We start from the raw sequence: 12,305 nt of genomic DNA on the forward strand, positions 1-12,305 counted from the left end.
CGAACTCAGTAGTGAAACGAAACAGCGCCGATGATAGTGTAGCATTTGCTATGTGAAAGTAGGACATTACCAGGCTTCAAATTCAGTCGAAGGACTTTAATCTTAATAATTAAAATAAGAAAATTGAAAAGAATTTTCTTGGTGACAATAGCGTTTTGGACCCACCTGACTCCATGCCGAACTCAGTAGTGAAACAAAACAGCGCCGATGATAGTGTAGCATTTGCTATGTGAAAGTAGGACATTGCCAGGATTTAATTAAGAGAAACCCGTTATAGCAATATAACGGGTTTTTTGCTTTTTGAAATTAGTAAAACTCTGCATACTAAGAGACGATACGATTAATAATAGTGTAGTATTTCACTGTGACTCTCTACCGCTGTGGGCACTACGACATCCTACTGCGTAGCGCACCGACTTCACATTGTAGAGCGCTCGAACTTAAGATTCGGGCTTTTTTATGTCTGCAGAAAAGTGAAAAACACGCAATTAACACACACTCACATCAACACCTATCACGTAGGTCGGGCGAGCGTAGCGACTCCCGACACTAAAATCATAAAAATCTCCGCTCGACAATGAGTTCGTAGCATTTGCACTGTGACTCTCCACCGCAGTGGGCATCATGACATTACCAGGATTTAATTAAGAGAAACCAGATACAGTAATGTGACGTTTTTTCTATTTAAATTTAGTAAAATCTCACCGTTAAATTCGACAACAAAACTAGGTGCACCTAATAGCGCGTGTTAAAATCCAATTCTTATGAATGACGATATAGAGGTCTAGATTGCCTACAGCTGATTACCAAAAGGTGCTTGATGAAATAGCACATGAAGTACGTCCTTTATTATCACAAGGGAAAGTAGCTGATTATATACCGGCGCTTGCCGAGGTTGATCCGGAACAATTTTCTATCGCTATTTATACAACTGATGGTGAAACTGTGTGCGCAGGGGATTGTTCTCAACGCTTCACTATTCAATCAGTTTCTAAAGTTATGACACTTACTATGGCACTACAGCGTTATGGTGATGAACTTTGGCATAGAGTCGGAAAGGAACCCTCAGGTACAGCCTTTAACTCGCTTACACAGCTTGAGTTTGAAAAGGGGATTCCTCGTAACCCATTCATCAATGCAGGCGCAATTGTAACGTGTGATGCATTATACAGCCGCTTATCTGCGCCAATGCATTCTATGCTCGAAACTTTCAGGTTATTAGCTGGTAATAGAGGCATAGTAATTGATAAAAAAGTCGCTAATTCAGAGTATGAGTTCAGGCACCGAAATGCTGCTATGGCACATTTAATGAAGTCATTTGGTAATTTTGAAAACGAAGTTGATGATGTTTTGTGGGCTTACTTTAACTTTTGTTCTATTGAGCTCAACTGTATTGAATTAGCAAAAGCTTATAATTTTTTAGCTAATAAAGGTGTTGATAATCGATCGGGCAATCGTGTTTTAAGTAGTCGTCAGAATAAACAGCTTAATTCGCTTTTATTCACGAGTGGTTTATATGATGCTGCGGGTGATTTTGGTTACAGAGTGGGCATGCCAGGTAAGTCGGGAGTGTCAGGAACTATTTTAGCTGTGTTACCAAATAAGTTTACTGTAGCTGTTTATTCTCCGGGGCTTAATTCGTTTGGTAACTCCGTTGCAGGAATAGCAGCATTAGAACTGCTATCTAAAAAGCTCGATATTTCTATTTTTTAGGAAATCGATAGGGAGCAATAATTGCTCCCACCGTTATTTATTGTTCCCAATAAACTTGTTCTAAACAATCTTCACGTTCAGGTAAACCACGAGATAAACGCGGAGAGTGCTGAACTAATACTTCATAGCTCGCTCGGTTAGCATATTTACTAATTTGCGATAGTGACGAGTAAGTAATAGCTTGTTGCTGATGTTTAGCTGAGTTTACCACATTAAGCTTATGGTAAACATTCGCTGACAAATCATGTAGTACAGCCGCAAGTGCGCAGTCACCTGCACCATTGGTGTTTTTTATTGAATCAGGTCCACCCATAAATGGGGCCGTATGACTGTATGCTCTGATAGGTTCATCACACTCATCTTTACGCATAGCTCGTGAGAATTCGTAACGGTTAAAATCAGGTATGGCGCCTGGTAGTAACGGGTATTCGGTTTCACGCTTTAAGCTTTCGTCTACGTAGCCGGCCATAAATAAGCCTTTTTCGCCAGCGGTACAAATAACTAAGTCTACCCAATCAAGTGCTTTATCAGCAGCTAGAAGAGGATCTTCAAAACCTGTAATAGCTAAACCTTCTTCTTCGTTCATAGCAAGAATATCAACATGCTTTTCAACAAAGTTTGCCCACCAAGTAGGGTCTTGTTCAATTAAGAACTTAGTACCGAGTGTTAGCACAACTGGCACACCTGCGTCATTAGCGTATTTTACCGCTTGCATAGTGGCTTCAGTCATTGTTTCGCTACCTTGAGTACGCATAAGATAGGCACTAATCACTAACGCTGATGAATTCTCAATAAGGTCTTTATCGATAGATTCAGGACGTAAGTGATTCATTAGGCCTGCACTTATTGCAAAAGTACGCTCACCGGTTTCATCAATTAATGTAAAACAACGGCCTACAGGCCCATCAACTGGTTGAAGGTAGTTTAAGTCTACACGGCTTGAGGTATTACATAAAAAACGGTAAGCGTAGCTACCTATTTTTATATTTTCGCTCATTACGCCTAATAAAACTGAGCGATCATCTGCAAGTACAGAGTAGTTGTGCATAGTGTTACCAATGGTTCCACCGGCAAACTCAAAATCAACCATATTGTTTAATTTTAAACGATCGTATAAGGCGTTTGTTGTATCGCTATCAATAACTTGCGACATCCCCCTACGTAGTTGAAATTCGTCAAGGAAAGCTTGATCAACTTTTGCCTCTATATCAACAACGATCTGATCGATACCCGTAATATAACTACGTTGTAATCGCTCTGTTGCGTTAAGTTGATTGGTAAGTGGATCTTTGGCTTCCACTGGAAAATAATGTTTATGCCTGCGGCGTCCAGGAAATTTCATTTGCTACCCGTGTTGTGAGCTAAATAAAAAAAGCGTGAGATTATAGCGTAAATCAGCACGAGTGAGCCATTACAAACGGGTAAATATTGTTTTATTTTTGGAATAAAGTAATGAATGGCGCACTTTAGAGTGCTAACTAGGTATAATTACAGCATAAAAGGTTATTTAAGTAGAAATAATGAACGAACCATTTGATGATTCCTACTGGATGGAACAAGCGCTTTTGTATGCAAAGCAAGCAGAGCTGCTTGATGAAATTCCGGTTGGAGCAATTGTAGTCAAAGATAACCAGCTAGTTTCAGTCGGGTATAACCGCTCAATAACGGATAATGACCCATCTGCCCATGCCGAAATGATTGCAGTGCGAGAAGCTGGAAAAGTCCTTAACAATTACCGCTTAATTGATTGCACCCTATACGTAACGTTAGAGCCTTGTTCTATGTGTGCGGGATTGTTAGTGCATAGCAGAATAAAGCGTTTAGTATTTGGAGCAGTCGATGCTAAAACAGGGTCTGCGGGTTCAATTATGAATTTATTACAAGAGCCTAAGTTAAATCATCAAGTTGAGGTGTGCGGTGGTGTTTTGGCACAGCTGTGCGGTGATACTATTTCGAATTTTTTTAAACGTAGAAGAGCGCAAATTAAAGCAGCTAAGAAAGCTGCTCGTGATGAACAAATAAATAAGCCTAACTAGAGTTAACTAGCGATTGGCTCTATTTCTGATTCGGCCATTTGCTGCATAGCAAACATTCGGCGACGCCAGATGATTTTTTTGTGTAGTTTTCGCAACATAACACGACGACGTGTGGCCGTTGAATAAATGACATTGCGTTTTAATCTTTGTGTGCGTCTACGTTTTAGCATGTTTTCTCCTAATGCAAGAGTGAGAAAGGCACGGGTATATCTTATAAAATAATAATATACAAGTAACACACATTAGTGATCATTTGGTGACAAGTAAACAGATATTTAATTTACTTAAATTTTGCTTACTGACATACTCAATAAACGGGTACTTATATTAATCTTAGCCATTGTTTTCACTCGACTGTTCGGGTTCGATTATAGGTTGTTGTTTTTCTGTTTGAGCTTCATCTGCCTTACTTTTTACTTCACTTTTCACTTCACTTTTTTCGTTTAGCTTTAGCTCAGTATCAGTGCTCAACTCTGTAATTGGTTTTGGCTCAGGCTCTGCAGCAATAGCATCATTTTCATCTAGCCAAACAAGTGCATCGTAATAGCGACGAATATTATCGACATATTTAACAGCTACATCGCCTCGGGCATAACCGTAGCGAGTTTTACGGTAATAGCGCTTTTTAATTAATAGCGGTAGGCGTTTTTTTACATCAGCCCATTTGTCAGGACTTGCACCTTGCTGTTCGGTAATTATACGTGCGTCGTTAACGTGCCCCCAACCTACATTGTATCCGGCCAAAGCAAGCCATGTGCGGTCGGGTTGCGGGATACGGTCAGGAATACGTTTAATAAGCTTGCTTAAGTATTTAGCGCCACCACGAATGTTTTGCTCTGGCTCTAATCGGTTAGTAACACCCACTTGTTTGGCTGTACTGCGAGTTAGCATCATGATGCCGCGCACACCTGTTGGTGATTTAGCGCGAGGATTCCACATAGATTCTTGATAGCTTAGTGCTGCTAATAATCGCCAGTCAAGGCTACCTGCATATTGTTCAAACCATGGCTGGTATGTTGGTAAGGTTTCTTTAATTGCTTCGATATAAGCAAGGGTATTTACATAATTAAATTGGCGTACGTGACCAAAATACTTTTCTTCGAGTACGTAGAGCTGGTTACTTTGCTTAACGTCACCAAAAAATGGCACCAATAACGCATATAAAGAGTCGTCATCTGATTTATTGAGTATCCATGCAATAGGGTCGTTATGGCTAACTGAAAAACCGATGCTTAAATTGGGGTGATAACGGCGAAACAACGATAATGTATGTGTATCGGCTAGGGTGTAATCTATCTCGCCATCAATAACCGCTTGAAGTAATTCTTCTTCATCAAACTCTTCGCTCTCTATCCAGGTAAGGTCTGGATTGTTCTTCTTCATTTTTTGTAGAGTAAGCGAGTGGCTACTTTTAGCTATAACAGTAAAGTTACCGTCTAAATCGTCAAACTCTCGAGGACGAACGCGACCTTGCTTATAAACTAATTTTTGGCTAATTGTTCTGTAAGTTGGCCCAAAGCGGTATTGCTCTGCACGGGTTTTATTATAGGTAAGTCCTGACGCTATTAAGTCTAAATCACCGCTTTCAAGGCGTTCAAACATGTCAGATAAGTTAAAGAAAGGGACTATTTCAAGCTCTACACCTAAATATTCAGCGAAGGCTTGAGATAACTCATATTCAAAGCCTTGCTCACCTTGAACGGCTTGATAATAATTACTAGCACTCGCAAGGGTACCCACACGTATTTTATTGTGTTCTTTTATTTGGGCGAGTTGAGTTGGCTGCTCTTGCATATCGCATGCACATAACAGCATAACTAAAGTAATGATTATTATTAGTTTTTCTTTGAACATTGAGTGCCCCTTAAGCTCGCCAGTCACCGTTATAGCAAAACTAAGCCATCGCGTCACTTTACCTTTTATTTTATTAACCAAAAGAGGCTATAAATAAAGCTAAAAAGTTAATTTTATGAAAAGCGTAATTTTGAGTTAAATCTGAATGCTAATTGGACTATAATGCGTGCCTAAAATATCGTTCAATCCCTAACCCCGGATGAAATTACCTATGTTGATCCTTCGTGGTGCACCAGCACTGTCAGAGTTCAGAGTTAATAAAATTTTAGCGCGTTGCCAACAATCGCAACTTCCAGTCACTAACGTATACGCCGAGTATGCTCACTTTGCCGATTTAACATCGCCGTTGAGTAGCTCCGAGCAAACCAAGCTTGAAAAACTATTAACTTACGGTCCAACTATTGCTGAGCATACCCCAGCCGGCAAACTTGTACTTGTTACACCTCGCCCAGGTACCATTTCACCTTGGGCATCTAAAGCAACCGATATTGCCCATAACTGTGGTTTAAAACAGGTTCACCGTGTTGAACGCGGTATTGCTTATTATGTTGAAGGTGACTTAAACGCAGAACAACTTGCACAAGTAATTGCGTTATTACACGACCGTATGACCGAAGCCACGCATAGTGAGCTTGAAGATGCTGCACAACTGTTTCGCAGTGATGCACCGCGCCAAATGTCGTCTGTTGATATTTTAGGTGGCGGACGCGAAGCATTAGCAATAGCCAATGTTGAGCAAGGTTTTGCCCTTGCTGATGACGAAATAGATTACTTGGTAGAAAACTTTATAAAGTTAGGACGTAACCCTAATGATATCGAATTGTTTATGTTTGCACAGGCAAACTCAGAGCATTGTCGCCATAAAATATTTAATGCTGACTGGACAATCGATGGAAAAGAGCAGCCAAAATCGCTGTTTAAAATGATTAAAAATACCTTTGAGCTAAATCCTGAAAATGTATTGTCGGCGTATAAAGATAACGCGGCAGTAATGAAAGGCTCAAAAGCGGGTCGCTTCTTCCCAAATGCGCAAGGTGAATATGCGTATCATCAAGAAGACATTGAAATATTAATGAAAGTTGAAACTCATAACCATCCAACAGCTATTGCGCCATTCTCTGGTGCAGCTACGGGCTCTGGCGGTGAGATTCGCGATGAAGGCGCAACAGGTCGTGGCTCTAAACCAAAAGCTGGTTTAGTTGGCTTTACGGTATCAAACTTACGTATTCCAGGTTACGAGCAACCATGGGAAAGCGATTTTGGTAAGCCGAGTCGTATTGTTAACGCGCTTGATATTATGACAGAAGGTCCACTGGGCGGCGCTGCATTTAATAATGAGTTTGGTCGTCCTAATTTACTAGGTTACTTCCGTACTTACGAAGAAAAAGTAACAAGCCATAACGGCGAAGAAGTACGTGGTTACCATAAACCAATTATGCTTGCTGGCGGTTTAGGTAATATTCGCTCTGATCATGTTCAAAAAGGGGATATACCTGTTGGCGCTAAATTAATTGCGCTAGGCGGACCTGCAATGAACATTGGTTTAGGCGGTGGTGCTGCATCAAGCATGGCTTCAGGTCAATCAAACGAAGATTTAGATTTTGCTTCTGTACAACGCGAAAACCCAGAAATGGAACGTCGTTGCCAAGAAGTTATCGATAAATGTTGGCAGCTAGGTGACGAAAACCCAATTGCATTCATCCACGATGTAGGCGCTGGCGGTTTATCAAATGCGTTTCCTGAGCTTGTTAACGATGGTGGACGTGGTGGTAAGTTCCAATTACGCAGCATCCCTAACGATGAGCCAGGCATGGCACCACACGAAATTTGGTGTAATGAATCACAAGAACGTTATGTACTCGCTGTTGGCGTAGAAGACTTTGATCGCTTTGAAGCAATTTGTAAGCGCGAACGCGCTCAGTACGCAGTTATTGGTGAAGCAACCGCTGAACCTCACTTAACCGTGTCAGACAGTCACTTTAAAAATGACCCCGTTGATTTACCGCTGGACGTATTATTAGGTAAAGCACCTAAAATGCACCGCGATGTAACGTCAAAGCAAGTTGTTGGTAAAGCGCTTGATACTACATTAATAAATGCAGCCGATGCAGCGCAGCGCTTAATGCGTTTACCAGCCATTGCAGAAAAAACATTCCTAATAACAATCGGCGATCGCTCAGTTACTGGCTTAGTGGCGCGCGATCAAATGGTCGGTCCTTGGCAAGTACCTGTTGCTAACTGTGCAGTAACTGCGGCAACGTATGACACTTATCACGGTGAAGCTATGTCACTTGGTGAGCGTACTCCTGCGGCATTACTTAATTACGGTGCATCTGCTCGTTTAGCGGTGGCTGAATCGTTAACTAATATTGCCTGTGCAAACATTGGTAGCCTTGAAAATATTAAGTTATCAGCAAACTGGATGGCAGCAGCGGGTCACCCAGGTGAAGATGCGGGCTTGTATGAAGCAGTTAAAGCCGTAGGCGAAGAACTTTGCCCTGCGCTTGGTTTAACTATTCCAGTAGGTAAAGATTCTATGTCGATGAAAACGACATGGAAAGATGAAGGTGACTCACAAGAAAAATCAGTAACATCGCCGCTTTCATTGGTTATAACGGCATTTGGTCGTGTTGACGACGTACGTAAAACAGTAACTCCAGAACTGCGTACAGATAAAGGCGATACATCGCTTATATTAGTTGATTTAGGTGCGGGTAAAAACCGCATGGGCGCATCAAGCCTTGCGCAAGTTTATAAGCAATTGGGTGATGTAACACCTGATGTTGATAGCCCTGAGTTATTAAAAGGCTTTTATAACGCAATGCAAGCGCTAGTGGCTGATAGTAAGTTACTTGCTTATCATGACCGTTCAGACGGTGGTTTATTTACCACGGTTGCTGAAATGGCGTTTACGGGTCATACCGGTGTAACGGTTGATTTAGCAGATTTAACAGGCTCTGACATTGAAGCGCTTTATAACGAAGAGCTAGGTGCAGTAATTCAAGTTGCAAATAGTGATTTAGATGCAGTAAATGTTGTGTTTGAACAACATGGTATTGCAGCAATTACTCACAACATCGGTACACTTAATAGCGACGATACGATTATATTTAACCGTGGCGAAAACACGGTGCTTAATCATACGCGTACTGAGCTTCGTACTATTTGGGCTGAAACAACGTATCAAATGCAAGCGCGTCGTGATAACCCCGAGTGTGCTAAGCAAGAGTTTGATGCAAAATTTGATGTAAAAGATCCTGGCTTAAATGTAAAACTAAACTTTGATTTAAACGAAGACATAGCAGCGCCATACATTGCAACCGGTGCTAAACCGCAAATGGCTATTTTACGTGAGCAAGGTGTTAACTCTCACCTAGAAATGGCAGCAGCGTTTAACCGCGCAGGTTTTGCAGCCGTTGATGTACACATGAGCGACATTTTAGAAGGTCGTTTAACACTAGAGCAGTTTAAAGGTTTAGTGGCATGTGGTGGCTTCTCTTACGGTGACGTACTTGGTGCGGGTGAAGGTTGGGCTAAGTCTATTTTGTTTAACGACATGGCACGCGATCAGTTCCAAAACTTCTTCCATCGTGAAGATACCTTTAGCTTAGGTGTATGTAACGGTTGCCAAATGTTATCAACGTTAAAAGAGTTGATCCCTGGCACTGAGCACTGGCCGCGTTTTGTAACTAATAAATCAGAGCGTTTTGAAGCTCGCTTTAGTTTAGTTGAAATACAAGAGAATCCATCTGTGTTCTTTAACGGAATGGCTGGCTCACGTATGCCAATTGCGGTTTCTCATGGTGAAGGTCATGCTGAGTTTGCAAACGATGCCGCAACTAAGGCCGCGCTTAATAGCGGCACTGTAGCGGTTAAGTTTGTAGATAACTACGGTAACCCTACAACGCAGTACCCAGCTAACCCGAATGGTTCTCCAGAAGGTATTACCGGTATTACCTCTACTGATGGTCGCGCAACTGTAATGATGCCGCATCCAGAACGCGTATTTAGAAGCGTTGCTAACTCTTGGCATCCTGATGAATGGATCGAAGATAGCCCGTGGATGCGTATGTTCCGTAATGCACGTAAAAATGTAGGTTAATTACATTTGCGTTTATACAAGTTAGATTCATAATCTAGCTGTAAAATAAAAAAGGCTGCATTGTGCAGCCTTTTTTGATTAGTATAGTTTTAGCTAAAAGCTAAAAGCTAAAAGCACAAAGCACAAAGCACAAAGCATTTAAGGATAGTATGTTTAAGCGAGTTGGTTTAATTGTTGGTGTTTTATTGCTAAGTACCTTGCTGCTTGGTTATGTATTTCGCTTGCCGCTATTGCAGTGGGTTATAGCGCCTGAGCTCAAAAAAGCAGGCATTACGTTAAGTTGTCTCGATTTTTCAATTACGTCTGAACTAAATATTCATGCTGACAGAGTGTGTGTAAATTATCAAAATCAACAATTACAACTCACTGGTATTACTGCAAATACAAAGCGTGTAGATATTAAAAATGCAGTGCTAACGGTTAATTCACTCCCTAAAAGTGATAATGCTAATCAACTTGCTAAAAATCTCGATTTAGCGCTTCCCTTAAATCGCCCATTAATCAGTATTAAACAGTTTGTAGTAAAAAGTGACGAGCTCAATAAGCCACTTAAAATAAGTATATTAGAACCCACACTAAATCAGTTTAATGTCACTGGTGATATAAACGCGAGTGCAAATTTGGCTGTTAATAAAATAAGTGGTCAGTTTTTAATTAATGACACTCTTTTAAAGCAAGTTATAAACACTAAAAATACCTTAATAGCTGGCGTTAATTTTAATACTCAGCAAGCGTTTAGCTTTGACGGTATAGAGCTTGAATTAAATGGCGATATTAGCGCCCAGTTTGCTCATACTTATGAGCAGTGCCAGGTTGACGTATTAACTACGGGCAAGTTGGCAACTCATTTTAATTTAAATAGCCAAGCGCTAATGCTTGATACGGATTTGCTTAATAACAAAATTAATTTAACACCAAGTTGTACTGAGTTAATGCCACCGAGTGAATACGCAGGTTTTGTGAGCAATCAAGTTCCTTCAAATTGGCAACTTAAACTCCCTCAATCAATTCGTTTAGAGGGTAGTGAGCTCAGTGTACCTGTAATTAATTTGATGAGTGAGGGCGATAAGCAATTCGATATTTTAATGACAGATACAGCACTTAATATTAAATCGCCACTTGAAAACGTACAGACAAATTTATCAACTCAAATAAATACACCCGATATAAATAATATTAACGTTAATGCTCAGTTATCTGGCGCTGCGATTAAAGGCGATTACGCCGTTATGCTTGAAAGCTTGCCTGATTTTGTTCCTGCAATAGCGAATGAACTTCACCTTAGTGGTGATTTTGATATAAGTGAGTTTATAGACTCAAAACCAGTTGGGCTTATAAATGCTAAATTAACGCTTAATAATGTAGATACGTTTGATATAAGTGCAGTGCAATACCAAGGTGATTTAACAGCAAAAATGGATAAACAGTTAAACGCAGAGGTAGCGTTAACTCAGCAATTAAAAAGCGCAGAATATAAAGAATTTAAAGTCACAGATATAAGTAACATATTAACAGTAAATGCTAATTTAGGCGTAGGTGAGTTATTTGCTGATCTAACAGCAAAAACGAATATAAAGGCTGTTAATAGCCCTGACATAAAGCTTAATAATATAAAAGTAGAGTCTACAGGGCTGCAAAGTCGTGCACTAAAAGCCACGCATCATATATTCGTAAACGATGTTGAGTTAGTGGTAAATCATCATGTATCGGCGCAAGCTCATCCGTTTGAAGTAATTATTCCTGAGCAAAGTGCATTGTTATTAAATACGTTTATTAGTCAATTTGCTCCACTTGCGCAACTTACCGAGGGTAAATTTAATGGCTATATTAGTGGTGATGTAAACTTGCAAAACGCTTCATTCAATATAGGGGTTAGTCATACAAGTGCACTGTATAACGATTACCTTGCGAGTGATTTGAATAGCGTGTTTAGCGGGCAATATAATTCAGGTAAGTTTAATGTAAAACCAACTATCTTTAATTTAAATGAGTTTAGAGCGGGTGCCGTAGTTAAAGCGATTGAAGGGCAATGGCAAGTGAGTGGCAATACCGCGCTTATAAATGATGTAAAAGGAAGTGTGTTTGGGGGCGAGTTTTCATTAGATACCTACGCAATAGGGAAGCCAAACCAAGTTGCCAATGTTAAGTTTGAAAACATTGATGCAAGTAAACTCGTTACACTCGACGATAAGTCGGGCATTGTATTAACAGGACGCTTAGCAGGTGCGTTGCCAGTTCACTTTAATAGTGGTGAAATTGAAATCATTGATGGCAGTTTATTTAGCCAAGGCACAGGTAATTTAAAAATTACCAATAATGCCGCATTTGATTCGGTGATGCAGCAACAGCAAGAGTTGCAACCTGTATTAGGACTATTAACTAATTTAGATATTCAAAAACTTAATAGTAGTGTGGCATTAAAAAACGATGGCTGGTTAAAGCTTGGGGTTAATTTACAAGGCTATAATAAACAAGAGCAGCAGCAAGTTAACTTTAATTATAACCACGAAGAAAACGTATTTACACTTTTACGCGCATTGCGTTTAAGTGACGAAATTACACAAAAAGTTGAGCAACAATACTCACAAAAAGGAAACTAA

7 protein-coding genes and 1 rRNA gene are annotated in these 12,305 nt (G+C 40.3%); 5 read left to right on the forward strand and 3 right to left on the reverse strand.

Going from position 1 to position 12,305, the window contains the following annotated elements; translation table 11 throughout:
* Window positions 1-137 precede the first annotated feature (137 nt).
* A 5S ribosomal RNA gene (gene rrf, locus I6F54_RS18865) occupies window positions 138-252 on the forward strand.
* A gap of 537 nt (window positions 253-789) precedes the next feature.
* Window positions 790-1,713 carry a glutaminase B gene (gene glsB / locus I6F54_RS18870; protein ID WP_007584683.1) on the forward strand — a complete coding sequence of 308 codons (924 nt, stop codon included), beginning with the start codon at window positions 790-792 and terminating at the stop codon, window positions 1,711-1,713.
* A 37-nt stretch (window positions 1,714-1,750) separates the two neighbouring features.
* On the opposite strand, the gene I6F54_RS18875 is transcribed toward glsB, so the two are convergent.
* Entirely contained in the window at window positions 1,751-3,055 is a 1,305-nt protein-coding gene (locus tag I6F54_RS18875) for an inosine/guanosine kinase (protein ID WP_197142682.1), read from the reverse strand.
* A 178-nt stretch (window positions 3,056-3,233) separates the two neighbouring features.
* Between I6F54_RS18875 and tadA the strand changes: the two genes are divergently transcribed.
* The gene (tadA, locus tag I6F54_RS18880; RefSeq protein ID WP_101162827.1) at window positions 3,234-3,749 is read left to right on the forward strand and encodes a tRNA adenosine(34) deaminase TadA; all 516 of its coding nucleotides are present in this window, start codon (window positions 3,234-3,236) and stop codon (window positions 3,747-3,749) included.
* A 2-nt stretch (window positions 3,750-3,751) separates the two neighbouring features.
* On the opposite strand, the gene I6F54_RS18885 is transcribed toward tadA, so the two are convergent.
* Both I6F54_RS18885 and mltF read right to left on the reverse strand, forming a co-directional pair.
* Window positions 3,752-3,919: a hypothetical protein gene (locus I6F54_RS18885; RefSeq protein WP_007584688.1), complete on the reverse strand. Its 168-nt coding sequence runs from the start codon at window positions 3,917-3,919 to the stop codon at window positions 3,752-3,754.
* A gap of 163 nt (window positions 3,920-4,082) precedes the next feature.
* A complete protein-coding gene (gene mltF, locus I6F54_RS18890; RefSeq protein WP_197142684.1) occupies window positions 4,083-5,603 on the reverse strand; it encodes a membrane-bound lytic murein transglycosylase MltF in 1,521 nt (506 codons plus the stop codon).
* Between the two features lie 211 nt (window positions 5,604-5,814).
* Between mltF and purL the strand changes: the two genes are divergently transcribed.
* Both purL and I6F54_RS18900 read left to right on the forward strand, forming a co-directional pair.
* Window positions 5,815-9,705, forward strand: coding sequence for a phosphoribosylformylglycinamidine synthase (purL, locus tag I6F54_RS18895; protein ID WP_165739962.1), 3,891 nt, complete (start codon window positions 5,815-5,817; stop codon window positions 9,703-9,705).
* Window positions 9,706-9,854: 149 nt separating this feature from the next.
* On the forward strand, window positions 9,855-12,305 hold the full coding sequence (locus I6F54_RS18900; protein WP_197142686.1) for a YdbH domain-containing protein: 2,451 nt from the start codon (window positions 9,855-9,857) through the stop codon (window positions 12,303-12,305).

Source organism: Pseudoalteromonas sp. SWXJZ10B, assembly GCF_015864475.1.
Lineage (GTDB): Bacteria > Pseudomonadota > Gammaproteobacteria > Enterobacterales > Alteromonadaceae > Pseudoalteromonas > Pseudoalteromonas arctica.